Below are 24,201 nucleotides of genomic sequence, written 5' to 3' on the forward strand. Positions count from 1 at the left end.
TCTGATACTCCCCTATAAAAATGGCTATTTATCAACTGTTTGTTGTGACATAGCCTCTTGTTATAATTATTTGGCATGAAAAATAAAACAATGATCGGACATATTTTAGCTTTTGTGTGCATTATGATTTGGGGTTCTACCTTTGTATCGAGTAAGATTCTTTTAGATAGTTTCACACCCATTGAACTGTTATTTATACGCTTTTTAATTGGTTTTTTAACGCTATGCATTTTAAGTCCTAAAATATTAAAACTAAAAAATAGAAAAGATGAGATTTGGTATATTCTAAGTGGATTAACCGGTGTTTTCTTATATTACTTTATAGAAAGTACAGCTCTAGTCTATACATATGCCACAAATGTAGGTGTCATAATATCGATAGCTCCATTCTTTACTTCGATACTTGCCTATTTATGTTTTAAGGATGAGCCTTTTAAAATGAACTTTGTGGTAGGATTTATTGTAGCCTTTATTGGAATCTTCTTCATTAGCTTCAATGGCCAACAAATGCACCTATCTCCAAAAGGAGATATTCTTACCATTGTGGCAGCCATCATGTGGGCTATTTATAGTGTTGTATTAAAGAAAGTCAATGAATTAGGACATACTTCCATTCAAAATACGAAACGAATCTTTGCGTGGGGACTTTTCTTTATGACAATCAGCCTTCCAATATTAGGATTTGATGTATCCATGGATGAGATTCTAATCCCACTCAATCTATTAAATCTACTTTTCTTAGGTGTAGTAGCTTGTGCAGGATGTTTTGTGATTTGGAACTATTCTTGTTCCATATTAGGAAGTGTTAGAACCAATCAATATGTATATTTAAACCCCATTGCCACAATTATCTTTTCAGTAATTATCCTACATGAAAAGATTACGCCATGTATTGTTCTTGGAACCATACTTACTTTATCCGGATTAATTATATCTGAATACAAGAAGAAAGAATCTTAACCGATTCTTTTTTTAATTTCCCTTAAAATCGATTCAGCTTCTTTTTCATCACCTCTTTTATCTTTTCTGCAACCTTGCGATCTTTAATATATTGATTCATATTGACCATCGTCTTTTCTTTAGAAACATATATGGCCAAAATAGTTTCATCTTTTATACAACCTTTACTCCAACAAATAGATATGGATCTTGTAGAATCCCAAATGGTAATGGTCCTGAAGGAAGTATAGCCGTAAATGGAATACCCTTTCCTTTAGCCTTTTCATTTAAGACAAAAACACGAACTACATCACTATAAGAATATGTACCGGATGGAATGGTAAATTGTTTATTTATATCATCAAATCTTATATATTCATCGATATTCATGGTTGAACCCCCACATTATTAAGCAGCCAATAATTAGGATTATGCCACTCACAATTAAACTTGTATTTCCCGATAAGTAATAATAAGCCATACGATTACAAATCCAAATTAAAATTATGATTACACAATTAATAATTACCCTTTTATCCATACCCTATCTCCTTATCTTCATATTAATCATTTAGCCATTTAGAATCAAATGTATTGTCCAAATAGGTCATAATAAAGGAAAAAAAGTAAGGCCTTGCCTTACTCAAATCTTTGGTTGATATCGCATATCCGATACATTATATACAGTGATAAATGCTTTTGGATCGAGTGTATTGATGAATTTCATCAACTTTTGATATTCCGCTTTATCCACGATTGTGATGATTTCATTGCGCTTTTCCATGTTGTATGCACCATACGCTTCATACACGGTTGCTCCACTATGTAGTTCATGAATGATAAATTCACGAAGCTCTTTTTCTTTTGGAGTGATGATACATACTCTTCGTTTAATATTATGATCAAAGATAAAGTGATCTAGAACAATGCCATTAAAATAAGTGCCCAAAATACTTAATACAACTGTTTTCTTATCATAAACAAGGGCTGCGGATAAGGCCACACACATACCCGATAAGGACATTGCTTTTCCTAGTTCCATATGCAGATATTTATTCATGATCTTTGCGACAATATCAAGACCACCTGATGAAGCATTTCGATTAAATAAAATACTCAGTCCCACGCTCACTACAAGAATGTAGCACAATACATCGAGTTCTTGACTGTTTGTGAAAGATACAAAATTTGGAAAAATAATTTCAAAAAATGCAAGAAAAACAGGAAGCATAATACTTGTATATACTGTTTTTACGCCAAATTCTTTACCACAAGTCAAAAATCCAATAATCAATAAAACGACATTTAAAATCATGGTGATGACTGATAATGGTAGAGGTATAAAATTAGATAGTATAATACCCAATCCAGAAATACTACTTACTGAAGTATGACTGGGCACAAGAAAAAAATAGACGGCTGCACCAATAATTCCAACCGCAACAGTCAATATTAGAGTTTCATTTATGATATTTGTATAATTGTATTGTTTATTCATCGTAATTGTCTCCTAGTCATTCATTGTGTCTTTATTTTATCAAATAAACCTATCTTAATGCACACTAAAAATGGAACTCCTAGTTAAAAGTTCCATTTCAGTTTATATATTTGAATTAATAATTCCTTTAATGTCACGGCCGCCATAGAATATTCGAGTTATTATAACCATCTTTGTCTTGTCATCAACAAGATAATATGCAATATAATTATCTATAGGCAGCTGATGCATATTCATCGATTGCCAAGGCTCCCATCCAACTAGCTCATGACAAGCTGGCATAAAATCTAATGAACGGATTTTTTCTCGAATACGCTTTATTTGAGCGGCAGCAGTTTTAGGAACAAGAAGTTCATACGAAATATAAGAATAAATTTCACGTAAATCGGAAAGTGCCTCTCCAGAATAGCTGACTTTATAGTTATTCATCATATTCCAAATTCTTTTGCGAGTATTGTATCTACTTCATCTGCAGAATACACATTTCCAGTATTGATGGAATCAACTCCCTTTTGAAGCTCTTTGTCTAACTGTTTTTTTGTCATTGCACCAACAGCTAATGGTTCAGAAGAAGGAAGCTTCAAATCAAATGGGATACCTTTTTTCAGTACGATTTGGCTATAAAGCATCTGAATTGCACTGGATGGAGAAATGCCAAGCTGAGAAAGAATGCTCTCGGCATTATCTTTAAGTTTGGTATCTATTCTAGCATAAACAGCAGTTGTATTTGCCATAGTATCACTCCTTTTCTTTATTATACACATTAATTGCTTGCGTTCGCAAGCAATTAATGTTGTTATTGTAATATATGGTATAAATTTTCACAAACATGTCTTATTATATTAGTTAATTCAGCTAAAAAATGTCAAAAAAAGAAATCCTGAAACCATGTTGAAATACATGATTATCGGATTCCTTTTTCTGTAGTTGAAATCAGCACTCTATTGCCACTTTAATTACACCATCTCTTTTATTTTCAAATAAATCATACCCTTGGGCAATTTTACTAAGAGGATACGTATGTGTAATCAAAGGTTCTGTATTGATCTTACCTTGTGCAATTAATTGTAAAGTCTTTTCACAATCACAACCATCAACACCCCCTGTTTTGAAGATCAAGTTTTTTCCATACATGTCTGGAAGTGGTAAAACTTGTGGTTCATCATATAAAGCGACTATTGTCACAATCGCATTTGGTCTTGCACATTGCCATGCAAGCTGAAAAGTAGAGGGTACGCCCGCAACTTCAAGAACAACATCTGCTCCACCATGATCACTATTTTCTAGTACAAAGTTTTTGCATTCTTCTGGAGTTACTGTTAAAACTTCCGGATAATGTTCATGGATAAATTCAATACGATGTTCATCTTTTTCACACATGATTATTCTTTTTGGCTTTTGAAGCATCACACACAATAAAGTACAAATACCTGTAGGACCTGCACCAATAATCAATGCAGTATCCTCTTCTTTGATTTCAGAAATACGAGTTGCCCAATATCCTGTAGCTAACACATCCCCTACAAACAAAGCCTGCCGATCACTAACTTGTTCAGGGATTTTATTCAATCCTTGATCTGCAAAAGGAACACGCACATATTCAGCTTGTCCACCATCAATACGACAGCCAAGAGCCCATCCTCCATTATCATCCGTACAATTATTCACAAATCCATTCTTGCAGAAAAAACATTCTCCACAATATGTTTCCACATTCACCGTTACACGATCTCCAGGCTTTACATGAGTCACTTTACTTCCTACTTCTTCTACAATCCCAACCATTTCATGTCCAACAGTAATACCAGGTACTGCACGAGGAACACTACCATGTTTAATATGCAGATCACTTGAACAAATGCTCGCAAGTGTTACTTTTACAATCGCATCCCTTTCATGAAGAAGTATCGGTTTTGGTTTTTCCATCAACTCAAATTTTCCTTTTTCTAAATAAGTATATGTCAACATACAATTTTTACTCCTTTTCTATTCTTATTGTTAAACGATTTACCAAGTTTCAACAAGATGTAATCCAGTTTTTATAGCCTGTTGCACTTTCTTTTCTACTTCATCATCCGAAACATAGTCCATGTTCTGTGCAGATATCACATCCATAGGACCAATACCCAAAGCCAACTTAGCGTCTTTAAATAAGGTGTAGCCAGTTCGAATGGATCATAGGTAGAAATATCTATACCGCATGTAGTGATATACAACAGTTTTTCTGCCTTACAATTACCGTAACAAGTTTTATCATCACTTTTAAAAGTAACATTAAATACGGAACAGAATTCTAGAAAATTCTTAAGTGCAGCCGGATAGGACATATCCCAAAACGGAGCAGCTATTACGATTTGATCTGCATCACGAATCTTCTTTGCCCATGATAATGATTATGGATCATAGTTTCCATGCATTCTTTGTTGAATACGATCTTCCTTTACAATTTCAAGAGGAAGTTCATTTAAAACAAACTTCGTAATAGTATATCTTTCAGATAGCTAAGAAATAATTGGCTTGGCAATTCTGCGGGTGCTAGAATCTTTACGCATACATGCATCTATATATACTAATGATTTCATATATTTCCTCATTTCTTTTCATAAGCATATGTTTTATATATAAATAGTGTAACACATTACATTCTATCTTAAGTATATTGATGAAAAAAGTGAACCTTTTTCATTTTTGGTTCACTTTATCCGTTAAGGGGATCCTATATTAATCAACAATCGTTTTGTAATAATTACCAAAATCTACCAATGCATCAATAATAGGCATCATTTCTTTTCCAAGGTCTGTAAGTCCATAATAAACTTTCGGTGGATTCTCATGATAATCATTTCTATACACAAGACCATCATCTATCATTTGTCTTAGACTATCAGTTAGTACTTTTTGAGAAATTCCTTCTAAATCTCTTTGAAGTTCATTGAATCTCCATGGACGATTTCTTAAATTTCTTATTATCATTAACTTCCATTTACCGCCTATTAAGGACACTGATGTTGCTACAGGACATGCCGGAAGCTCATTTTTTTTCTTCATATGCAGTCACCTCATTACATATAGATTATGGCACATTAATTTTATTATGTACAGTAACAAAAAGGTGCGTACTATTTTTTGAATGCGTAAATGATTATACTATAATCAAGCAACAAGGTTGCAAATAAAAATGGAGGTCATTCAAATGTCAAACTACAAAAAAATCAATGTTGGTAATGAAGGTCGTACAGAACTTCATGAAGCACTTTCTTTAACCGGTGCTGAAGTAAGTATTAATACTTTTCTTGCTGGTGCAAGTGTTCCTTTCGTTCATTCTCATAAGAATAATGAAGAAATCTATGGGGTTATTGCCGGAAAAGGAACGGCTATCATTGATGGGGATACTGTCGAAATTACTGCTGGTGACTGGTTGAAAATTAGCCCTGCGGCAAAACGTCAATTCTTTGCTGCAAGTGATTCAAGTATCACTTATATTTGCATTCAAGTGAAAGAAAACTCACTTGACGGATTCACAGTAAATGATGCTATCATTTATTAAAAATATTGCATAACTACACAAAATCCTCCCGGCCCTGATGGTTTGGAGGATTGTTTTTTTCAGGAAGACAATAAATCTTTTCATCTTTTGAAATCAGTTGAACACCTTCTGCATATGACATCCATTTTCTTATAATGCATGAAAGCAAGCTATTTTGTATACTTACATTCTTCTTCGAGTTCACAAACTAGATATTCGTCACTCATGCAGTGCATATCGGATACTCCTTCACTCATGAGTTGATAAAGCTTTGACCGATAAAATATGTCTAAAGCCTTTTCCAATGAAACATTATTCTCTTTCGCAAAAAGTTCTACAACACGAGCATATTTCTTCTGCAAAAGAATTGGATTTGCCTTCATAGTTTTTCACTCCCCTCAAATTTCAGATATGAAAGTGCCTTTATTGTTCGAAAAGCTATCTGCAAATTGGGTTTCTCATATTGTAACCTTTTAATGGCTTCTGCTTTATCAATGAATCCATCAAAATACAGCTCTACTGTATTAAACACCTTATCATTCGCAACACCACCAACAATAAGATCATAATCTGTACCGTCTTGTCCGCTTCTGCAGTTCAAAATGAAATCTAGCCAATCTTCTGAGTAGGCCTCAAATTTCAATACCTTTAAATCTTTACATGATTCTTCATCAAAGATATATCGTGATACAATGCCTTCTTTGCCACGTCGTTTAAATCGGTTACACCATTTTTTTGCTTGTTCAAAAATTGGAGTTACGTAGAAGCCCTTTCCAAAATCTACATTCTTTCTAGAATGTACCAAATCCGGCTGATTTACCGCTACAAATGAACCATGATATAAGATCATAGCTTTACACCCCTTTCGTGCATAACGTCAATAATATCATCCACAATATAATCCTTACTTTGTGTGTGCAATACCTCATACTCTGGGATAATATAATCGTTCAAAATGTTTGTCTGCTCGCTTAAGGCTACATATACATTTTGTGCATCAACATGAAGTCTTGACGCAACATTTTCAATACAAAAAATGGCGAATTCTAATTCTCTACTTCCACACATCATCTTATCCATTTTCATGCACTTGTAACCTCCAAACTTCTATTTCGTTTTATTTATTCTTTTCATCTCTTACTTGAATGTTTCAATGAATGTATGCTTACCATGATTGGATTCATAAACACGAATCTCACAATTGTTTGGCTTTGGTCTCCACTTAATACCATTTTTACGATCTTCTAGATAGCCACATAAAGAACGGATGATACCACCATGGCATACAATCAATACATTCTCATAATTCTTCTTTTCAAGTTCCTTTAAAAAGGATTGACTTCGTTTGACCATACTTTTGACAGATTCAACTGACTTAGGATTTGGCAATAATTCAGGAAAAGCCCAATAGGAAGTCATTTTTAATCCTAATTTAAAGTAGCTACGAAGCTCGTAATTCCCAAAATCCACTTCAATAATACGAGAATCAATCTTTACATCCTTTTGATCTACATTGCCAATAATCGATGCTGTCTGAATCGCTCTTTGTAGAGGACTTGCATATACCGCATCAAAATGAATATCACCAATCTTTTTTCTGGCCTCTTTCGCTTGTTGAATTCCCGTCTCATTTAAAGGTTCATCTGTAAGTCCCTGCATTAATTTTTGCTTATTTAAAGCTGTTTGGCCATGTCTAGTAATCCAAATCTTCATTCAATCATTCCCTCAATCAAAGTCTCTACGAGCATATAAGACTTTCCCAATAATCTTTACCGGCAATTTTTCAACTTCTTCAGGCGTAAAAACCTTTGTGTCAATCTTAGGATTTGCGGCTTCTAAAATCATTAAACCCTTTTTATATAAAACACGCTTTAATGTTGCTTCCTCACCCACAAGTACAATCGCAATACTTCCAGATTCCACTTTATTTGTCTGTTTCACAAAGACAAGATCCCCCTCATATATATGAGCGTTGATCATAGAGTCTCCACGTACACGTAAAAAGTAATCGCCTTTTTTTCCATCATGACGATTTAATTCAATATATCCCTCAATATCTTCCATTGGAAAGCCATCATATCCGGCTTTTACACTACCAACGATTGGTTTGATTCTTTCTTCCTCATCCAAAATACTTTTGACATCACAATCCAGCATATCGGATAGTTTCTTTAATGTATTGGCCTTTAAATGTGTGCTTTCACCCTTTAACCAACGAAAATATGTAGCACGCCCAATTCCTATTCTTTTAGCCGCCTCATCATGTTTAATGTTATTTTCAATCTCATATTGTAGTAATAATTGCCTTAACTGCATAGTTACACCACCTTTATCTATATAGTATCAAAAAATAAATAAAATACCAGTGAAAATTTATTAACTTTTTAATAAAGTCTCAAATCTATCTTGAATTTTTATTTATTTTTAACTATGATTTTATACGAACGATATAGGGGGGTGGAGGTATTTATGCAAAAAACATATTTATGTATTGATTTAAAATCCTTTTATGCATCCGTAGAATGCGTGGAACTTGGCCTTGATCCATTTGAAGTCAACCTTGTGGTGGCAGATCCTACACGAGGTGGTGGTGCCATTACTCTTGCTGCAACACCTGCCATCAAAAAACTAGGCGTATCGAGTCGTGGTCGTATTTTTGAAATTGATCCAAAAATTGAATATATGATTACTCCACCTAGAATGCACTTGTATATGGAATATAGCTGCAAAGTCTATAAAGTCTTCTTGGAATTTATTGCCAAAGAAGATATTCATGTCTATTCCATTGACGAATCCTTTTTGGATGTCACAAGCTATTTAAAACTCTATCAAGTAAGTGCTAAAAATCTCGCAAAAAAAATATTAGATCGAACTTATGAAAAAACAGGTCTTACAGCGACTGTTGGGATTGGAACCAATCTGTATTTAGCTAAGATTGCGATGGATATATCCGCCAAGCACAATGCCGATCGCATGGCCTATTTAAATGAAGACTTATATCGCCAAACATTATGGCATCATGTTCCATTAACAGATTTTTGGATGCTTGGAAATGGAACGGAAAGAAGATTACACAAATTAGGCATTTATGACATGTATGACTTGTGTCAATTTCCTATTGAAATATTATATAAAGAATTTGGTGTGAATGCCGAATATATCATTGACCATGCTTGGGGCAAAGAGCCTACGACCATTCAAGACATTAAAAATTATAAATCGAAACAACATTCTATATCCAATTCCCAAATTCTTTTTGAGGATTATTCCTACCAAAATGCCTTTGTGGTTATGAAAGAAATGGTGGATCAAAATGTATTGACATTAACCGAGAAACATTTAGTGACTAAACAAATTTCTCTTATGATTAGCTACTCTAAAGATTGTATCAAACCAAGCTGTGGCTCATGTAAGATTACCAACTGTACAAACTCCTATTCCATCTTATTAGAAGAATTCAAACGACTCTATATTCGCATTGTGAATCCAAACTATCCCATTCGACAGATTGCGATTGGTTTTCAAGATGTGAAAGATGAATATTATTATGAGAATTATGATTTATTTACAGACGTAGGAAAAGTAGAACGAGAAAAAAAGCTACAGGAAACCTTAGTTCAAATCAAGCATCGCTATGGCAAGAATGCCATCTTAAAAGGGATGAACGCCTTAGACTTTGCGACCGCTAAAAAACGAAATACATTAATTGGTGGCCATAACGCATATTAGAGGAGTTTTCACTCCTCTAATTGTATGTAGCTAATTTGTTTCAGGTTGATCTTTGTCTTTACGATTTGAAGTATTTGCGTATCCAGATTGATTTTAGAAACTACGCCTGTGATTCTTTTATAATTGATACGATCATAATACTCAATCGTGACAAGTTTTCCTTTTGGAATTTCATGCACTCTTTCGTCTAAGATTTCATAATCATCTTGCGATAAAATTCTTGGGCTGACAATTTCTACTTCACATTTTTGAATCATTTCTTTAAAGTCTTTTAAAGAATCAAAGCTCTGAAAGATCTGAGCCCGATTTTCTTTTTTCTTATGTATTAAATCCATGTGTATCACATCCTTATAAGGATATCATACGTGTTTATTATATAAATTCAAGATAGATTTGAGACTTTCTTTAGAAATTTTCTAAAATATATTTTTGTGTGTTCAAACACTTCCTTAAACGTACTTGCGTATTATCTTCATTGGTATCCGCTTGTTTAAAATGATTTGAACTTGCCAATCGAGAATAGTAGGCATCAAGATAATCTTGTAGTTCCATATACTTATCTGTATCTAGATTCAATTCAAAACCTTCGTGCGTTGCCTTGAAATCATTCATCTTATCCAATTCAGCTAGTAAGCCATCAATGATTTCTAAAGTTAATTCATCTTTTTTAGCTGCCTTTAAATATTGGTTTAAACGCTTTTTAAAGACCATTGTATTAAATGTACCATCCTCTTTCATCTTCTCTACTTTCTTTTTAAAGAAGTAAGATCCAACAGCTAAAGAAGCCGTTGTTGTTAATAACGCTATAAATTTGATTTTTTGTTTTTTTGTCATAATTAAAACCTCGATTCATCTATTTACATTGTACTTTAAAATGAAAAAACATTCCACTAAGGAATGTTAGAATCGAAGCATCTGCATAAAGGTCGTGACCATCATCGAAAAAACAATGAACGCCACAACTAATATAATAATGAAACTGCGTAATCTTTTTTTCACATGAGCCTCCTATAGAAAGTTGAATTTCTTTTTATCTCTTTATCAACTCGATTTGCATCGATCTCTTCTGTAAGTGTTGGTTTATCACTAAATAGATTGGTCCCTAAACCAAGCTTATCGCCTTTAATCTTGTATCCTAAAGCTGTTAATATTGTAGGATAAAAATCCATGGTCGTAAAGTCACGGTTTTTTTCTTTTTTAGGTTTCACTCTAGAATGAATAAACGCATTCCACACTCGACGATCATAGTTAGATGAATATGTATCATGAATATATTCAGCCGCCATACTTGTATGATCACCCTGAATGACTATAACAGTATCTTTATAGAAATCTTGTTTCTTTAACCATTCCATAAAATCTTTTAGATTTTCATCTGTATGATAAATCGAATTCGATAAGGATTCTTTAAAGATATTCTTACAATTTTTGGATTGATACCCATAAGGATGGTGCGTATCGACTGTCAACATTTCGAAATCGAATGGTTTGGATGATTTTGATAAACTTAAGATTTTCTCTTTCGCAAATTCAAACAATTTATCATCCTCAAACCCCCAGAATTCATGATAATCCTTGTCAAGAATTCCTTCTTTCTTTAAAGAAACGGTATCTTGAATATCATAATGACCATGTTGATCAAAATAGCTTCTTCTTCCACCAAATGTCGCATCCGAACCAATCATAAAGACACGATGATATCCATCTTTTTCTAGAATATCTCCAAGGGTATTTACATTAGGCATAAATGGAACTTTGTTCTTACAAAATTTATGTTTTAAACTAAAAATTAAAGGAATACCCGACGTACTCGCAACAATACCTCCCGTTGTCCAACCCGTTCCTGTTAAGACTCTAGCTCCACCAATTTTCTCATTTTGTGAAAAAGAAACGGAGTCTTTTGTAAGCTGAGTCAGATAAGGCAATAAATCTTCATCTGCATTACCTCCATCTTCTTTTGTGGCATATGTTGTTTCCATCGATTCTAGATAGATATGAATAAAATTCATCTTCTTTTCAGGTGAAATAACTTCAGATTCAACGTAGTATTTATCAAAGAAATCCGTCTTCTTAAATTGGTTAAAAACATATGAAAAAAAATGAATTTGACAAAGACCATATATACAACAAAGTAAAAGAATAAGTTTGGCTATGTTTATAGAAATCCAACTAAAAATGAGGCCAAAAATAAAACCAGGAAGTAAACATTTTTTCATCCATCCAAAAATAAATTGCGTATTGGTACCTTCCAAAGGAACTTTAATGTGGTATACAATTTGTTCAAAACTCGATAAACCAAAATAAGAATAGGCCCACTTACTTGAAATAGCTAATGTAAAGCCTAATGTCACAATAAATAAGCTCATGATCCATCCTTTCTAAAGACAAAAATAGGTCATATGACCTATTTGTTGCACTTATTCTTTAAAGTCTGACTTGGACGAAACTTTGGAAGTTTTGTAGCCGGAATCATCATTCTTTCTTTTGTGACAGGATTGATTCCCATTCTTGATTTACGATCAAAAATTTCAAACTTACCAAAAGCTGTGATATCTACATGACCATCACTTGCCAAGGCATCACTCATTTCATTAAAAATTAAGTCTACCGCAAATGCTGCGTCTTTTTTAGACAAATTTAAATTGATTGATAAAGCCTGTGTTAAAGACTCTTTATTTACATACTTTCCCATATTAAAATTCCTTCTTTAAATCTCTAATCATTAAATCTTGTGCACATTCACTTGGAAGTTTTCCATTGAATAAAATTTGGTAAACTTCTTCACAAATTGGCATATCAATACCATTTTTTTTCGCAACACGATGAACAATTTTTGCGGTACGAACACCTTCTACCGTTTTTGTGTTGTTCTTAAAGAAGTTTTCAACCGAATTCTCTTTTCCAATTTGGTAACCCGCTTCAAAGTTACGAGAATGTACACTCGTACAAGTTACAATCAAGTCTCCAATTCCAGTTAGACCCATGAACGTTTTTTGTTGCCCACCAAAATGAACACCATAACGAATCATTTCCTGTAAACCACGCGTAATCAAGGCTGCACGCGTATTATCTTGATAGCCTAAACCAGATAAGATACCGGATGCGATAGCCATAACATTTTTAATGGCTACACCAAGTTCAGAACCAATCTCATCATTTCCTGTATAAATACGTAGGTATTGATTTGAGAATAAGTTTTGAACGGTTACGGCATCCTTGTTGTTTAAACTGATCGCATCAATTGTAGTTAATAAACGAATGACAACTTCTTCTGCATGACTTGGACCAATTAAACTTACGACGGAACTTAATTTATCTTCATCAATACAGCGACGAATAACTTCAGACATTCTTTCATTTGTTTCTGGGTGGAATCCCTTAGAAACGTTGATGATAATTGTCTTTTTATCTAATATATCATTGATTTGGTGACAAATTGGATCAATTGCGATTGTTGGTACTGCCAACAATACAATATCGGCTCCTTTGATACATTGAATATCTGTTGTTGCCTTTAATTCTGGATTTAATTCAACATCTCCAAAATACTTTGAGTTTTTATGATTTTCATTAATATCATTAACTTCAGCTTCTGCAACACCATACACTAAAACTTCTTGATGATTATCTTGTAATACTTGAGCTAAAGCTGTTCCCCAGCTTCCACTACCAATCACAACTGTACGCATATTTAACTCCTTACTATGAGCGTTTACGAGCCAAAATCTTAATTGGAGTTCCCGTAAAGCCAAACGCTTCTCTTAACTTATTTTCAATATAACGAGCATAACTAAAATGCAATAATTCTGGATCATTGACAAATAAGACAATTGTCGGTGGCTCAACCGCAACTTGGCTCGCATAATAAATCTTTAATTGTTTTCCCAAGTGAGGTTTTGCCGGATTCATCATCTGTGCATCCAAAATGACATCATTTAATACATTAGTTGGAATACGCAATGTACATGCATCATGCACTTGATCAATCAAAGGAATCAATTGATTCACTTTACTTCCAGTAAGTGCAGAAGTAAACGCAATAGGTGCATAATTCAAATACAAGAATTGAGCACGAATTTCCTTTTCAATCTTTGACATGGTCTTCTCATCTTTTTCAACTGTATCCCACTTATTGTAGACAATGATAACACCTTTACCAGCATCATGCGCAAGACCAGCCACATGCTTATCTTGATCACGAATACCCTTTTCACCATCAATCAAGAATAACACGACATTACTACGATCAATTGCACTTAAAGCACGTAAGATCGAATATTTTTCAATATTCTCATAGATTTTACCTTTTTTACGAATACCTGCCGTATCAATGATCATATATTCTTTATCATCCACAAAAAATGGCGTATCGATCGCATCACGCGTAGTACCTTCTACATTGGATACTATAACACGATCTTCTTTTAAGATGGAATTAACCAAACTTGATTTTCCAACATTAGGACGTCCAATGCAACAGAATGAAGTAATTCCTTCATATGGAGCGATATCTTTTTCTGGAAGTTTTTCCATCACGACATCCAACAAGTCGCCAAGTCCAATGCCATGTGCCCCACTAATCGCAATTGGATCTCCAAGACCTAACGCATAGAATTCATATACATTCATCTGCATTTCTGGATTGTCCACTTTGTTGCAAGCTAAGATAACTGGTTTTTTACACTTTTGCAGCTTTCTTGCGATAATTGTATCATCTGTCATTACTCCTTCTTTGGCAGAAGTTAAGAAAATAATGACATCCGCTTCTTCAATCGCAATATCTACCTGCATATTGATTTCCTGGGCAAATGCCTGGTCCTCAATTTGAATACCACCCGTATCGATCAAGCGAAAAGTTTGTGTCAGCCATTCCACTTCACCATAAATTCTATCTCTTGTTACTCCGGGTGTATCATCTACAATGCTCTTTCTTTGTCCAATCAATCGATTGAATATCGTTGATTTTCCGACGTTTGGCCGACCTACGATGGCCACAGTACCTCGAATCATATTGTGGTCCCCTTTCTACATTATCCAACTATATCTAATACTTTTGAAACGACTTCATCAATTGTTAAATCAGAAGTATCAATTTCAATCGCATCTTCTGTTTTTACTAAAGGCGAAATTTCACGATGCATATCCTGATAGTCTCTTGCGACAATATCCTGATAGATCGTTTCATAATCAGCATCGATTCCCTTTGAAATATATTCATCATATCTTCTTTGGGCTCTAGCCTTACTCGATGCACTCATAAAGATTTTTACTTCTGCATCTGGCAAAACAACAGAACAAATGTCTCTACCATCTACAATAAAGCCTTTATTAGCACATACTTTTTGTTGAAGATTCACTAATTTTTTACGTACAATACCAAGCTGACTTGTTTTACTAGCCTGCATAGATACATTATTCATACGAATTTCTTTAGATACATCTTCCCCATCTAAATATACATGGTTATCTTCATCAAAATGAATGTCAATTGTGTCCATCAAATCTGACATTGCCTTTTCATCTTGAATATTGACTCCATCTTTTAAAGTTTTATACGCCACACAACGATACATAGCACCCGTATCTAAATGGCGCATATTTAACTTTTCTGCAACAATATCCGCAATCGTACTTTTACCGACCCCGCTAGGGCCATCAATCGCAATATTAATTTTTTTCATGTCCATCCTCATTAAATATTCTTAAATGTCCATACTAAATAGCCGATGATCGCAACTAAAGCTAAGATCAATATAGCTAAAACGACATTCAATACGATTTCTGAGCTCTTCTTTTCTTTGTGACTACTAGCCTTTTCAAAATCAGAAGTTTTCATACGCATTTTTGCGCTAGGCATAGATTCAAGTTCATCACGCTTTTCTTTTTTGCGCTTTGACTTTTTCTTCTTATCCTTTTTAGGTTGTTCTTCCGTTTTATCAAAATCATCATGAGAAAGATACATCAAATCCAATTCATCATCCAATGGCTTTTTAACATCCTCTACATCCTGACTTGTAAGAACGATTTTTTCTTCTTTAGGTTCTTGACGAGTGATTGTTTGTCTTGGTTTTGAAATCTTCATTGTTGAACCTAAATCTTCATCATCTGTATCCATAGGAATCACATGTTGATTTCTCTTCATTGTATCACTACTTGTTGTGTCTAACTGTTTTAAAATATTGATCTGTGTATCATCTGTGATACGGTTACCATTATCAATATTATATTGCTTCACTTCTCCAAGCAGATCTTCCATCACTGGAGATGTAGGCATTTCTTTTACAGTAGGTGAAACACGCACTGTATCATGTGGATACAATGGTTTGTTGGCATGTGAGCCACTATCTACACGCGATAATCTTTGTAGTTTCACTGGCTGCGCTTGAGCAGCAGTTGTTTCTTCATCTAAACGATCTCTAAGTTCTTGATACTTTTGTTTTCTTGAAAGTTGAGTCATAAGTACCTCCTAAACATTCCTTACTATTATACACTATCTCGCAAAAAAAGAAAAATAGGCGATTGCCTATTTTGCACGTCCTGAATATTTTCCGTCGTTTGTGTTGACAACGATCATTTCATCTTGGTTGATGAATAAAGGAACTTTAACTTCTAATCCAGTTTCTAATACAGCATTTTTACTAGCACTTGTAGCTGTGTCTCCCTTTACCGCCTGTTCGCATTCAACAACTTTCAATGTTGCTTTATCCGGTAAAATAACACCTAAGATTTCACCTTCATAGCTAGAAATATTTACGTTTGAATTTGGAACAATAAAGTTTCTTTCCCATTTTAAACGATCCATAGGAATTTCAACCTGGTCATATGTTTCATTGTCCATAAATACCATAGCTTCATCTGTATCATATAAATACTGCATTTCTCTTTTTTCAATCTGAGCTGGTTCAACCTTTTCGCCACCACCCCAAGACAATTCAACATTACTTCCAGTACGAACATTACGAACTTTCGCCTTAACAACCATGGCACTACGAGCTGTTTTATTTTGTGATGCTTCTAAAACCGTATAGATTTCGCCATCCACTAAAATTGTAAGACCTGGTTTTAAATCATTTGAACTAATCATGTTTATTAACTCCTTTTAAATTGTATGTATAACCTAAATTATTTTATATCACGCAAAAAAATTGTCAAGAAAAAGAAAAAAAGCACCGAAGTGCTTTCTCTCATCGAAAGGATCGACAAAGTAATTTCTTATGTGTTTTAAGGAAGGATATATACACACAAGATGGATATTGAGTCGAAAGGTGAGCCATACTTTCTTTCTCTTACCATCTTTATAATACGCCTAATTTGTAAACTTGTAAACCCTTCCACCTATTTTTCGTAAATTAAATCAAAATTTATCATTTCCTTGCGATCATTTGTACCCAAATTATAGTTACGATCTTGAATTAGATTTAATAAATAACCATCTAAATCTGGATTTTCACATGCTGCTAAGAATAAGCGAATTGCCTCCATCGCAAGAAGTTGGGCTTTATCGTATAAGTCGAAGAAACTTTCTGTTGAAACCAATGTATCATCACTTGGATGTACCCAACGTGTATGTAATAAATTCATTACATCATATGGATCATCCGGCTCATTAGGTACGATATATCCAGACAATGAATTGTAGGCTTTGGTGAAAGTCTCTAATGTTTGAAGTGCCTTTAGCTTATCTCCATAAGCATCATAGAATAAGGATTCAATAAAGTGCCAATCCTTCAAGCTTTCCATGATTTGATGAGGCTTGATTTCAAAACCTAGAATCTGACGGATCGCAGGCACATAAATACGTGCAATGGCACGAGCTTCTTCTTTAGATGCATCACTGATTTCATAGAATTTAAAATCTTCAATCGTACATTTTTTTTTCACCTTCAACATGATCGCATCAATCAACGATTCAAAACGATGATGGTACCATGCACTCTTGCCTTTGCAAGTTCCCGTGCGATAGAACACATATGGATGGCTTGTCGCATCTAATGCCCAGTGACATAAATGTCCACAAACATAAGTCATCATATCTTTCTTTATTTCTTCATCTGTTTCATTACGAATGGAAATCAAAGCTTTTTGATAAAATTCATTCACATGACCCGCATGAAACATACTTCCTGAAACACGTAAATCACTCTTTTTAAAAAAATCTTTTGGATTCATACCATGAAAGAATAAAAAGTCCGGGCCATTCGAACCAATTTCCAATAAGTGAAGTCTAGGTTCAAATAAATCATGCGTGTTTTCATCCACCTTATCAAAGATTTCCTGTGCAAATAAAGTATGAGTAATAATATTAGGCATCTTTTTCTACCTCCTTGATCAAGCCATGATATACAACATATTCTGCATATGTATCCATCTGACAATATGTTGAAATAGCTTCTTTTACTTCTTTTTTCTCTTCTTCGTCCTTCTCATCATATGTACGATACGCAAACACGGCATTTAAACCATTTTGGATATCCAAATCATGATAAGAAACATCTTTTGAGAATACAGGCAATATACTCTTCAATGAATAATGACCACGCATTTTTGAATTGTAGTAGAGTCCTGCCTCAAATGGTTTTGATAAATCAATCATTCTTGAACAAATTGACTCTAATTCTTCCCTATATTCTTCAAATTGACTCGCTAATTGTTTCAATCTCAGCTTTTCAGCTCCCTCCATATTATAAACAAGAATCGTTCCCGTTTTAGGAAGGTCTTTGATCAATTGTTCAATAAAATGGCGACGGCAATCTTTGGATTCAAAGAAGTTATAATGAGTTAAATTTCCATCCGAAGTTTCTACATGAAGACTATATTGAAAACATAATACGTCAAAAGGCTTCATATTCTTATAGGGTGGCACCGCAAAGGTATCCCATTCAAAATCCAAATACGAAATTGGATATTTGATTTGTTTCATCCATACCTGTAAAGCGGCACGATCCATAAATGGTTTTTGCGTTTTACTAGCCATATATTGCGCATATTGAAGGCGGAATCCTTCAATTTGATTCAATGGCAACTCATGAATATGACGAATACCACGATCATACGCATCCAGCTTATGTTGATTGGTTGTAAAGAATAAAATCGAGTCGTCTGGTTCATTAGATTCATCAAAACAGACAGAATAATAGTTGCACCTTCTTAAAGCTGTACATTGTTTTGTGCGTACTGGCGTAACACTTGGTCGATTTAAAATTTCTTTTGTTCTTTCAATCCAACTATCCAAATCCACTTCCACTTCATCCATACATTCGGCAATTGTTTTCGATAAGTGGTTACGCTTATTGAATAGTTTGTCGCTGATACATAACAGTTCATTTAAATCCAACGCATCCTGACGAACATATTCTTTATTTAAATAGGCAATGCGATTTTCGACAATGTCAACGCCACAATGCGAAAGAATCATTTGATTGACCTTCATGATCAATGCTTCATTTTCTTTAGGATACGCACTCAAATGTGGATACACGGCCATATATCCATCCTCTAATTTTTTTAGATATGGAATCTTTGTACGACACTCCTTATATTCAAAGCGTGCAAAACATACAACTTCGTTTTCTTTTAATAATTTTAAAGATTGTTCGTTTGAATCCATGGAATGACCTAAGCCACACTCATTCGCATTTAAATAATTTCGCCATAGATCGGAGAATGGACAATCCATTTTATAAAAACTTTCCTGGTGAAGTGAATTGTGGGCGCTGTTCCAACAAAAACAGTCACATTTCATTTCACGCATTAAATCTGATACATGTAACATAAAAAATTCACCATATCTATTGTACTTCAATTTTTAATTCTTTTCATCCCTATACGCATTTAATATTTTTTGAACACGAGACAAATAAGCAATTTTTACATCTTCAGGATTTAAAATCTCCATTTGATCACTCATAGAAAACAAAGACTGATACAAGTTTGACATGTCGTCTGTATAGAACTCAAAGTCTGTGTACGCTTCTTGTTTATTGATGGCTTGTAGTTTATTGCCCCAATGTTTTTCTTTAAATAAACGAAGCCCATTATTTTCATGGTAAACTCTCACTGACACAAGTTTTAAATCTAAAGGAATCAAAGAATGTTCCCCGATGTAGTTACTTAAATGAAAGTGATTATCTCGAATAAAGTGTCTCGATGAAATTTCACATGAAAACATACGTTGCGAACTAAAACGGTACATGCGATAGTCTTTTCTTAATAAAGAAAAACCAATTAAATAATACGACTTATGGTAGTGAATGATTTCATAGGGTTCAACCTCAAATTGTTTAGGGGACTCATCCTGTAAAGACTGGTACGACAAAAGAACGCAAAGACCATGGTTCATGGCTTGTTGCGTCTTATCAATCATGTGGGAGATCTTTTCGTCTAATTCCATAGAATTGGACATATAGTGTAAGGAATCGTTAGATGAAATCTTGCTTGTCGAAATAATCTTATCCATCGCATCACAATATAGTAGAAGGGGTTTAAAGTCTTTTTGTGTACGCATAAACTTATAGGATTGCACCAAAGCATCCTTTTGTTCGTCACTAAAAATAGTGACAGGAAGATCGTATTCATCATTTAAGATGTATCCTCCATAACGTCCCTTTACTTCTTCTACATTATATCCAGCTAATACAAGCTCTTTTTTAAATTCACGAATGTTACGTGGATTGACTTCAAGTTCTGTCGCAAGCTGTGTTGTGTTCATTTTCCCTCTTGCCTTTAATAGTTGTAACATGCGAATGCATAGATTTGTTCGATTCATTTTTTATCTCCTTTTAGTGCGTGCTGCAAAATCTTTGGGGATAGTAGCCAAAGCCTTTTTTTGGTTCAAAATGTTTAGGAACAATACCACGAAATACAAGTGGACGTATCATTTGACCAATCCCTCTTTCAAGCGCAAAGCCTAAAGCTTCTTGTTTCTGAATGGCTCCGGCATCAATTAAAATATTTACAATTTCTTCATTTCCAATGCTGATGGCATGCATCAAGATAGGATATCCATTAAATACCCAGCTTGGACTTGCTCCAAGTTCTAGGCAGTTTTCAACTCCTTGTACATCTTCTTTCCATACAGCATCTAATAAATCCATAGCTAATCTTTTTTCTGCGTTCATATTGTACCCTTCTTTCTATACTCAAAGGATACAACTTAAATAGACATCATTTATGTCAAATTAATCGGATACTTCTTTCACTTTTTGAAGCCTAGTTAACACATCTTCACTTACCAGCTGATAGATGCATGAACAAATTGGAATAAAAATGATGATTCCAATAATACCTGCTACATTGGCTCCAATGGTGATGGCCACAATGATATACACAGGCGGAAAGCCTACAGACTTACCAACGACGTGCGGATAGATAAAGTTTCCTTCAACTTGTTGAATACAAATAAACATAATAATGAATGTAAAGCCTTGTACAGGAGATGTTATCGCAAGAAAGAAAGTACATAATAGAGCTGCAACCAAGGCGCCAAACATTGGCACAAGAGCTCCAATACCAACGACTAGACCTATTAAAAATGCATATGGAATCTTCATAATCAAAGATCCTGCAGTAACTAAACTGGCTAAAATCAAGCATTCCAAACAAGTTCCGCCTACATAACTTGTAAAAATACGAATGATCAGCTTTAATACGTGGCGCGTTTTTTCATAATCCTTTTCTGGAAGATAGGCCTTTAATAAAGATTTTGTTTCACGAACTACTTGTTTTTTATTAAACAACAATAGAAACGAGAATACGATTGCGATAAAGGCTTGCGCAAACCAAGAAAATGTAGTGGATAAAATCATAAAAATGGAACCAAATATATCATTGGCTCCTCCAGATACAAGCCAGGAACTGATTTTTTTACTCACATTATCAATCGCAAATGTACTAAAGGCATTGATATCTAAGTGTTGTAAAAAGTTGTGCACTACATCTACATGTTTTGTGATATCTAAAAGCCATATATAGAATTCATAGATCATTTGTGGGAAGTTTGACATCAACAATTGAATCGAAAATAGAATCTTAGGTATGACAATACCGACAAAGGCGGCAAATACAGCAAACACAATGAAGATGGATAAAATGTTAGATAAGACTCTTTTAATTTTTGTATCTTTAATATCAAACCATTTGATTAAAGAGCACATGAGATTGTTCGATATAATATTAAACACAAAGGCAAGTCCTGCACCAAATAAAAATGGCAGACACATTGCACCAATCCATGCCAAAAAATCAACGATTTTTTCAAAATAATAGATAACCATACAGATTAATAAGGTTAAAATAATGAGTCTTTGGTACATTTTTTCTTTTTCATGTAGGTTCATCAAAACCACCTCAATCGAATTTATTATACTATCTTTTACATTGAAAATCATTTTTTTAAATTTTTTATTTACATCTTTTTTTCATAGGTGTAAAATTCACGAGTTAAAAGAAAAAAGTAGAGGTGAAACAAATGAGTACAAAGTACATTTTCGTAACAGGAGGTGTTGTTTCTGGCCTAGGTAAAGGTATCAGTGCAGCCAGTCTTGGCCGTCTTTTAAAGTCCCGCGGCTACAAGGTAACAAGTCAAAAGCTTGATCCCTATATCAATGTGGATCCAGGAACAATGTCCCCTTTCCAACATGGTGAAGTATATGTCACAGATGATGGATTAGAAGCCGACCTGGATTTAGGCCATTATGAACGTTTCATTGATGAAAACCTACACACGTATTCCAATCTTACCACTGGACGTGTCTATTGGAATGTCATCAATAAAGAGCGTGATGGAAAATATCTTGGTGAAACCGTTCAAGTTATTCCGCATATTACCAATGAAATCAAGAGTTTCGTAATTCGTGCAGGAGAACATGCAGCTGCCGATGTCGTAATTACCGAGATTGGTGGTACGACTGGCGATATTGAAAGCTTACCATTTCTAGAATCCATTCGTCAGGTTGCCTTAGAGGTTGGTCGTAAAAACTGTCTCTTCATCCATGTCACTTACATCCCTTATATTTCGGGTTCACAGGAATATAAATCAAAACCAACTCAACATTCCGTAAAAGAATTACAGTCTTATGGCATAAATCCAGATATCATTGTGGCGCGTTGTGATGAAACCATTCCGCAGTCTGTATTAGACAAAATTTCATTATTCTGTAATGTTGAAAAACGTTGTGTCATTCAAAATAAGACACTTCCTTCTCTATATGAAGTACCATTTATGTTAGAAGAACAAAATCTTGCGGATATCGTCTGTGAAAAGACAGGTCTTGAAGTTCGTAAACCGGATTTAAGTGAGTGGCAACAAGTTGTCGACAACATTAAGGCAAGCACAAAACCTGTAAATATTGCCTTAGTTGGTAAATATGTGGCCTTACACGATGCCTATTTATCAGTCAGTGAAGCCTTGTATCATGGTGGTTTTGAAAATCATGCCAAAGTCAACATTCAATGGATCGATTCAGAAGGCTTAGAAAATGCCAACTTAGATGAAGTCTTTAAAGATACTGATGGAATCATTTTACCTGGTGGTTTTGGAGATCGTGGTATTGAAGGTATGATCAGTGTAGCTTCTTACGCAAGACAAAAACAAATTCCTTATTTAGGTATCTGTTTAGGTATGCAGATTGCAGCCATTGCCTTTGCTCGCGGTGCACTAGGTTTAAAGGATGCCAACTCTTTTGAATTTGATCCACAAAGTAAACATACAATCATTGATTTCATGGAAGATCAAAGTAATGATATTCGTAAAGGTGGAACCATGCGTTTAGGATCTTATCCATGTTCATTAAGAGCCGATACAAATATTTGGTCTTGCTACAAAAAAGATATGATTGATGAAAGACATCGTCATCGTTATGAATTCAACAACGAATATCGTTCTGAATTTGAACGTAACGATATGATGATTGTCGGAACAAGTCCGGATAAACAATTGGTTGAAGCCATTGAGTATAAGAATCACCCATTCTACATTGGTGTACAATATCATCCTGAATTTAAATCTAGACCCAACCGTCCACACCCATTATTTGTGAGTTTAGTTAAGGCCAGTCTAGAAAACAGAGAAAGTCACAAATAGTGACTTTTCTTTTTTTATATATACTTTTTAATTTCATCCACAGACATATTCAATAGTATAGCCATGGCTTTTACATCCATTGTACTAGAAAGGCGAAGGATCATGTCTTGAATCTGTTTCTCTGCTACGTCGGCTCTTTTTGTTTCAAGTTCAGTTTGTTTATTGGCTTCTTCTACTTGTTTATTAGCTTCTTGTTTTAATTTATTCGCTTCTTGTAAAGCCTTTTTTGCTTCTTCCTTTGCTTTTTGAGCTTCTTCAAGTTCAAGTTGTCGTTCGATCCGTTCTTCATTTTCATGTAGTTTTTGAAAATCTTCTATTATTTTCTTCCAACGATCATCCGATATAGTTTCTACACGCTTCTCTAACATTTGAATCACCTGTTATGAAGTGACCTTTGTCAAGACAAAATTACACTCATATTCTAAAAAT

Annotated in this window: 31 protein-coding genes and 1 pseudogene; 4 read left to right on the forward strand and 28 right to left on the reverse strand. The window is 34.3% G+C overall.

Annotated elements, in window-relative coordinates; translation table 11 throughout:
• Positions 1 to 75 precede the first annotated feature (75 nt).
• The gene (locus KTQ83_RS06555) at positions 76 to 960 is read left to right on the forward strand and encodes a DMT family transporter (protein ID WP_244975798.1); all 885 of its coding nucleotides are present in this window, start codon (positions 76 to 78) and stop codon (positions 958 to 960) included.
• Between the two features lie 153 nt (positions 961 to 1,113).
• On the opposite strand, the gene KTQ83_RS12290 is transcribed toward KTQ83_RS06555, so the two are convergent.
• The 8 genes and pseudogenes from KTQ83_RS12290 to KTQ83_RS06590 all read right to left on the reverse strand — a co-directional run bounded on the left by KTQ83_RS12290 (position 1,114) and on the right by KTQ83_RS06590 (position 5,485).
• A complete protein-coding gene (locus tag KTQ83_RS12290; RefSeq protein WP_244975799.1) occupies positions 1,114 to 1,329 on the reverse strand; it encodes a hypothetical protein in 216 nt (71 codons plus the stop codon).
• A 253-nt stretch (positions 1,330 to 1,582) separates the two neighbouring features.
• Positions 1,583 to 2,437, reverse strand: a complete 855-nt coding sequence (locus KTQ83_RS06565; protein ID WP_186999275.1) for a YitT family protein — start codon at positions 2,435 to 2,437, stop codon at positions 1,583 to 1,585.
• Between the two features lie 102 nt (positions 2,438 to 2,539).
• Positions 2,540 to 2,866, reverse strand: coding sequence for a type II toxin-antitoxin system RelE/ParE family toxin (locus KTQ83_RS06570; RefSeq protein ID WP_244975800.1), 327 nt, complete (start codon positions 2,864 to 2,866; stop codon positions 2,540 to 2,542).
• Positions 2,866 to 3,171 (reverse strand): type II toxin-antitoxin system RelB/DinJ family antitoxin, encoded by a 306-nt coding sequence (locus tag KTQ83_RS06575; protein WP_117924856.1) that lies wholly within the window; start codon positions 3,169 to 3,171, stop codon positions 2,866 to 2,868. Before KTQ83_RS06575 ends, KTQ83_RS06570 begins: the two co-directional genes overlap by 1 nt.
• Positions 3,172 to 3,370: 199 nt before the next feature.
• Entirely contained in the window at positions 3,371 to 4,405 is a 1,035-nt protein-coding gene (locus tag KTQ83_RS06580; protein ID WP_217256332.1) for an alcohol dehydrogenase, read from the reverse strand.
• Between the two features lie 39 nt (positions 4,406 to 4,444).
• Positions 4,445 to 4,573: a hypothetical protein gene (locus KTQ83_RS12530; protein ID WP_280636086.1), complete on the reverse strand. Its 129-nt coding sequence runs from the start codon at positions 4,571 to 4,573 to the stop codon at positions 4,445 to 4,447.
• Positions 4,543 to 4,812, reverse strand: a pseudogene (locus KTQ83_RS12715) (NAD(P)H-dependent oxidoreductase); the annotation flags it as partial. The pseudogene KTQ83_RS12715 and the gene KTQ83_RS12530, both read right to left, overlap by 31 nt.
• 346 nt (positions 4,813 to 5,158) lie before the next feature.
• Positions 5,159 to 5,485 carry a winged helix-turn-helix transcriptional regulator gene (locus KTQ83_RS06590; RefSeq protein WP_217256333.1) on the reverse strand — a complete coding sequence of 109 codons (327 nt, stop codon included), beginning with the start codon at positions 5,483 to 5,485 and terminating at the stop codon, positions 5,159 to 5,161.
• Between the two features lie 145 nt (positions 5,486 to 5,630).
• Between KTQ83_RS06590 and KTQ83_RS06595 the strand changes: the two genes are divergently transcribed.
• Positions 5,631 to 5,984, forward strand: coding sequence for a cupin domain-containing protein (locus KTQ83_RS06595; protein WP_117924847.1), 354 nt, complete (start codon positions 5,631 to 5,633; stop codon positions 5,982 to 5,984).
• A 149-nt stretch (positions 5,985 to 6,133) separates the two neighbouring features.
• On the opposite strand, the gene KTQ83_RS06600 is transcribed toward KTQ83_RS06595, so the two are convergent.
• From KTQ83_RS06600 to KTQ83_RS06620, 5 genes are read right to left on the reverse strand one after another with little or no spacing between them, the layout of a single operon-like run.
• Entirely contained in the window at positions 6,134 to 6,346 is a 213-nt protein-coding gene (locus KTQ83_RS06600; protein ID WP_186999272.1) for a DUF3791 domain-containing protein, read from the reverse strand.
• A complete protein-coding gene (locus KTQ83_RS06605) occupies positions 6,343 to 6,813 on the reverse strand; it encodes a DUF3990 domain-containing protein (protein ID WP_117924842.1) in 471 nt (156 codons plus the stop codon). Before KTQ83_RS06605 ends, KTQ83_RS06600 begins: the two co-directional genes overlap by 4 nt.
• Positions 6,810 to 7,049, reverse strand: a complete 240-nt coding sequence (locus KTQ83_RS06610) for a DUF3791 domain-containing protein (RefSeq protein WP_217256334.1) — start codon at positions 7,047 to 7,049, stop codon at positions 6,810 to 6,812. Before KTQ83_RS06610 ends, KTQ83_RS06605 begins: the two co-directional genes overlap by 4 nt.
• 51 nt (positions 7,050 to 7,100) lie before the next feature.
• Complete coding sequence (locus KTQ83_RS06615; RefSeq protein ID WP_117924838.1) at positions 7,101 to 7,676, reverse strand: histidine phosphatase family protein; 576 nt, start codon at positions 7,674 to 7,676, stop codon at positions 7,101 to 7,103.
• Between the two features lie 12 nt (positions 7,677 to 7,688).
• On the reverse strand, positions 7,689 to 8,279 hold the full coding sequence (locus tag KTQ83_RS06620; protein WP_217256335.1) for a helix-turn-helix domain-containing protein: 591 nt from the start codon (positions 8,277 to 8,279) through the stop codon (positions 7,689 to 7,691).
• Between the two features lie 153 nt (positions 8,280 to 8,432).
• Between KTQ83_RS06620 and KTQ83_RS06625 the strand changes: the two genes are divergently transcribed.
• Complete coding sequence (locus KTQ83_RS06625; protein ID WP_217256336.1) at positions 8,433 to 9,692, forward strand: Y-family DNA polymerase; 1,260 nt, start codon at positions 8,433 to 8,435, stop codon at positions 9,690 to 9,692.
• 8 nt (positions 9,693 to 9,700) lie between these two features.
• Here the strand turns inward: KTQ83_RS06625 and KTQ83_RS06630 are convergent, their stop codons facing one another.
• From KTQ83_RS06630 to KTQ83_RS06695, 14 genes are all read right to left on the reverse strand, one after another.
• Positions 9,701 to 10,027 (reverse strand): YolD-like family protein, encoded by a 327-nt coding sequence (locus KTQ83_RS06630; protein ID WP_217256337.1) that lies wholly within the window; start codon positions 10,025 to 10,027, stop codon positions 9,701 to 9,703.
• A gap of 70 nt (positions 10,028 to 10,097) precedes the next feature.
• The gene (locus KTQ83_RS06635; RefSeq protein WP_117924832.1) at positions 10,098 to 10,526 is read right to left on the reverse strand and encodes a hypothetical protein; all 429 of its coding nucleotides are present in this window, start codon (positions 10,524 to 10,526) and stop codon (positions 10,098 to 10,100) included.
• Positions 10,527 to 10,687: 161 nt separating this feature from the next.
• A complete protein-coding gene (locus KTQ83_RS06640) occupies positions 10,688 to 12,058 on the reverse strand; it encodes an LTA synthase family protein (protein ID WP_217256338.1) in 1,371 nt (456 codons plus the stop codon).
• Between the two features lie 38 nt (positions 12,059 to 12,096).
• Positions 12,097 to 12,384 carry an HU family DNA-binding protein gene (locus KTQ83_RS06645; protein WP_117924828.1) on the reverse strand — a complete coding sequence of 96 codons (288 nt, stop codon included), beginning with the start codon at positions 12,382 to 12,384 and terminating at the stop codon, positions 12,097 to 12,099.
• A 1-nt stretch (position 12,385) separates the two neighbouring features.
• Complete coding sequence (locus tag KTQ83_RS06650; RefSeq protein ID WP_217256339.1) at positions 12,386 to 13,381, reverse strand: NAD(P)H-dependent glycerol-3-phosphate dehydrogenase; 996 nt, start codon at positions 13,379 to 13,381, stop codon at positions 12,386 to 12,388.
• A 13-nt stretch (positions 13,382 to 13,394) separates the two neighbouring features.
• Positions 13,395 to 14,702, reverse strand: a complete 1,308-nt coding sequence (der, locus tag KTQ83_RS06655; RefSeq protein ID WP_117924825.1) for a ribosome biogenesis GTPase Der — start codon at positions 14,700 to 14,702, stop codon at positions 13,395 to 13,397.
• Between the two features lie 20 nt (positions 14,703 to 14,722).
• Positions 14,723 to 15,373 (reverse strand): (d)CMP kinase, encoded by a 651-nt coding sequence (cmk, locus tag KTQ83_RS06660; protein WP_117924823.1) that lies wholly within the window; start codon positions 15,371 to 15,373, stop codon positions 14,723 to 14,725.
• An 11-nt stretch (positions 15,374 to 15,384) separates the two neighbouring features.
• Complete coding sequence (locus tag KTQ83_RS06665; RefSeq protein ID WP_117924821.1) at positions 15,385 to 16,149, reverse strand: hypothetical protein; 765 nt, start codon at positions 16,147 to 16,149, stop codon at positions 15,385 to 15,387.
• A 66-nt stretch (positions 16,150 to 16,215) separates the two neighbouring features.
• Positions 16,216 to 16,776 carry an elongation factor P gene (gene efp / locus KTQ83_RS06670; RefSeq protein WP_117924819.1) on the reverse strand — a complete coding sequence of 187 codons (561 nt, stop codon included), beginning with the start codon at positions 16,774 to 16,776 and terminating at the stop codon, positions 16,216 to 16,218.
• Positions 16,777 to 17,027: 251 nt separating this feature from the next.
• The gene (locus KTQ83_RS06675; RefSeq protein WP_217256340.1) at positions 17,028 to 18,002 is read right to left on the reverse strand and encodes a zinc dependent phospholipase C family protein; all 975 of its coding nucleotides are present in this window, start codon (positions 18,000 to 18,002) and stop codon (positions 17,028 to 17,030) included.
• Entirely contained in the window at positions 17,995 to 19,464 is a 1,470-nt protein-coding gene (locus KTQ83_RS06680) for a DUF2779 domain-containing protein (protein ID WP_217256341.1), read from the reverse strand. Before KTQ83_RS06680 ends, KTQ83_RS06675 begins: the two co-directional genes overlap by 8 nt.
• 33 nt (positions 19,465 to 19,497) lie before the next feature.
• Positions 19,498 to 20,457, reverse strand: coding sequence for a helix-turn-helix transcriptional regulator (locus tag KTQ83_RS06685; RefSeq protein ID WP_217256342.1), 960 nt, complete (start codon positions 20,455 to 20,457; stop codon positions 19,498 to 19,500).
• A gap of 13 nt (positions 20,458 to 20,470) precedes the next feature.
• The gene (locus KTQ83_RS06690; RefSeq protein ID WP_117924810.1) at positions 20,471 to 20,809 is read right to left on the reverse strand and encodes an ankyrin repeat domain-containing protein; all 339 of its coding nucleotides are present in this window, start codon (positions 20,807 to 20,809) and stop codon (positions 20,471 to 20,473) included.
• Between the two features lie 60 nt (positions 20,810 to 20,869).
• Positions 20,870 to 22,027 (reverse strand): AI-2E family transporter, encoded by a 1,158-nt coding sequence (locus tag KTQ83_RS06695; RefSeq protein WP_186999260.1) that lies wholly within the window; start codon positions 22,025 to 22,027, stop codon positions 20,870 to 20,872.
• 131 nt (positions 22,028 to 22,158) lie between these two features.
• Here KTQ83_RS06695 and KTQ83_RS06700 point away from each other — a divergent pair, with 131 nt between their 5' ends.
• Positions 22,159 to 23,772 (forward strand): CTP synthase, encoded by a 1,614-nt coding sequence (locus tag KTQ83_RS06700; protein WP_217256343.1) that lies wholly within the window; start codon positions 22,159 to 22,161, stop codon positions 23,770 to 23,772.
• Between the two features lie 14 nt (positions 23,773 to 23,786).
• On the opposite strand, the gene KTQ83_RS06705 is transcribed toward KTQ83_RS06700, so the two are convergent.
• Positions 23,787 to 24,140, reverse strand: coding sequence for a hypothetical protein (locus tag KTQ83_RS06705; RefSeq protein WP_186999258.1), 354 nt, complete (start codon positions 24,138 to 24,140; stop codon positions 23,787 to 23,789).
• Positions 24,141 to 24,201: the final 61 nt, after the last annotated feature.

The sequence above is a fragment of the Holdemanella porci genome, assembly GCF_019052655.1.
Lineage (GTDB): Bacteria > Bacillota_I > Bacilli_A > Erysipelotrichales > Erysipelotrichaceae > Holdemanella > Holdemanella hominis.

What these genes read in the sequence shown, in the direction of transcription:
- KTQ83_RS06640 (WP_217256338.1), bottom strand. Translation starts at nt 12,058, where the DNA reads ATGAGCTTATTTATTGTGACATTAGGCTTTACATTAGCTATTTCAAGT.
- KTQ83_RS06575 (WP_117924856.1), bottom strand. Translation starts at nt 3,171, where the DNA reads ATGGCAAATACAACTGCTGTTTATGCTAGAATAGATACCAAACTTAAA.
- efp (WP_117924819.1), bottom strand. Translation starts at nt 16,776, where the DNA reads ATGATTAGTTCAAATGATTTAAAACCAGGTCTTACAATTTTAGTGGAT.
- KTQ83_RS06605 (WP_117924842.1), bottom strand. Translation starts at nt 6,813, where the DNA reads ATGATCTTATATCATGGTTCATTTGTAGCGGTAAATCAGCCGGATTTG.
- KTQ83_RS06620 (WP_217256335.1), bottom strand. Translation starts at nt 8,279, where the DNA reads ATGCAGTTAAGGCAATTATTACTACAATATGAGATTGAAAATAACATT.
- KTQ83_RS06625 (WP_217256336.1), top strand. Translation starts at nt 8,433, where the DNA reads ATGCAAAAAACATATTTATGTATTGATTTAAAATCCTTTTATGCATCC.
- KTQ83_RS06690 (WP_117924810.1), bottom strand. Translation starts at nt 20,809, where the DNA reads ATGAACGCAGAAAAAAGATTAGCTATGGATTTATTAGATGCTGTATGG.
- KTQ83_RS06595 (WP_117924847.1), top strand. Translation starts at nt 5,631, where the DNA reads ATGTCAAACTACAAAAAAATCAATGTTGGTAATGAAGGTCGTACAGAA.
- cmk (WP_117924823.1), bottom strand. Translation starts at nt 15,373, where the DNA reads ATGAAAAAAATTAATATTGCGATTGATGGCCCTAGCGGGGTCGGTAAA.
- KTQ83_RS06695 (WP_186999260.1), bottom strand. Translation starts at nt 22,027, where the DNA reads ATGAACCTACATGAAAAAGAAAAAATGTACCAAAGACTCATTATTTTA.
- KTQ83_RS06685 (WP_217256342.1), bottom strand. Translation starts at nt 20,457, where the DNA reads ATGAATCGAACAAATCTATGCATTCGCATGTTACAACTATTAAAGGCA.
- KTQ83_RS06580 (WP_217256332.1), bottom strand. Translation starts at nt 4,405, where the DNA reads ATGTTGACATATACTTATTTAGAAAAAGGAAAATTTGAGTTGATGGAA.
- KTQ83_RS06600 (WP_186999272.1), bottom strand. Translation starts at nt 6,346, where the DNA reads ATGAAGGCAAATCCAATTCTTTTGCAGAAGAAATATGCTCGTGTTGTA.
- KTQ83_RS06700 (WP_217256343.1), top strand. Translation starts at nt 22,159, where the DNA reads ATGAGTACAAAGTACATTTTCGTAACAGGAGGTGTTGTTTCTGGCCTA.
- KTQ83_RS06615 (WP_117924838.1), bottom strand. Translation starts at nt 7,676, where the DNA reads ATGAAGATTTGGATTACTAGACATGGCCAAACAGCTTTAAATAAGCAA.
- KTQ83_RS12290 (WP_244975799.1), bottom strand. Translation starts at nt 1,329, where the DNA reads ATGAATATCGATGAATATATAAGATTTGATGATATAAATAAACAATTT.
- KTQ83_RS06565 (WP_186999275.1), bottom strand. Translation starts at nt 2,437, where the DNA reads ATGAATAAACAATACAATTATACAAATATCATAAATGAAACTCTAATA.
- KTQ83_RS06635 (WP_117924832.1), bottom strand. Translation starts at nt 10,526, where the DNA reads ATGACAAAAAAACAAAAAATCAAATTTATAGCGTTATTAACAACAACG.
- KTQ83_RS06665 (WP_117924821.1), bottom strand. Translation starts at nt 16,149, where the DNA reads ATGACTCAACTTTCAAGAAAACAAAAGTATCAAGAACTTAGAGATCGT.
- KTQ83_RS06570 (WP_244975800.1), bottom strand. Translation starts at nt 2,866, where the DNA reads ATGAATAACTATAAAGTCAGCTATTCTGGAGAGGCACTTTCCGATTTA.
- der (WP_117924825.1), bottom strand. Translation starts at nt 14,702, where the DNA reads ATGATTCGAGGTACTGTGGCCATCGTAGGTCGGCCAAACGTCGGAAAA.
- KTQ83_RS06705 (WP_186999258.1), bottom strand. Translation starts at nt 24,140, where the DNA reads ATGTTAGAGAAGCGTGTAGAAACTATATCGGATGATCGTTGGAAGAAA.
- KTQ83_RS06630 (WP_217256337.1), bottom strand. Translation starts at nt 10,027, where the DNA reads ATGGATTTAATACATAAGAAAAAAGAAAATCGGGCTCAGATCTTTCAG.
- KTQ83_RS06610 (WP_217256334.1), bottom strand. Translation starts at nt 7,049, where the DNA reads ATGAAAATGGATAAGATGATGTGTGGAAGTAGAGAATTAGAATTCGCC.
- KTQ83_RS06650 (WP_217256339.1), bottom strand. Translation starts at nt 13,381, where the DNA reads ATGCGTACAGTTGTGATTGGTAGTGGAAGCTGGGGAACAGCTTTAGCT.
- KTQ83_RS06555 (WP_244975798.1), top strand. Translation starts at nt 76, where the DNA reads ATGAAAAATAAAACAATGATCGGACATATTTTAGCTTTTGTGTGCATT.
- KTQ83_RS06590 (WP_217256333.1), bottom strand. Translation starts at nt 5,485, where the DNA reads ATGAAGAAAAAAAATGAGCTTCCGGCATGTCCTGTAGCAACATCAGTG.
- KTQ83_RS06675 (WP_217256340.1), bottom strand. Translation starts at nt 18,002, where the DNA reads ATGCCTAATATTATTACTCATACTTTATTTGCACAGGAAATCTTTGAT.
- KTQ83_RS06680 (WP_217256341.1), bottom strand. Translation starts at nt 19,464, where the DNA reads ATGTTACATGTATCAGATTTAATGCGTGAAATGAAATGTGACTGTTTT.
- KTQ83_RS06645 (WP_117924828.1), bottom strand. Translation starts at nt 12,384, where the DNA reads ATGGGAAAGTATGTAAATAAAGAGTCTTTAACACAGGCTTTATCAATC.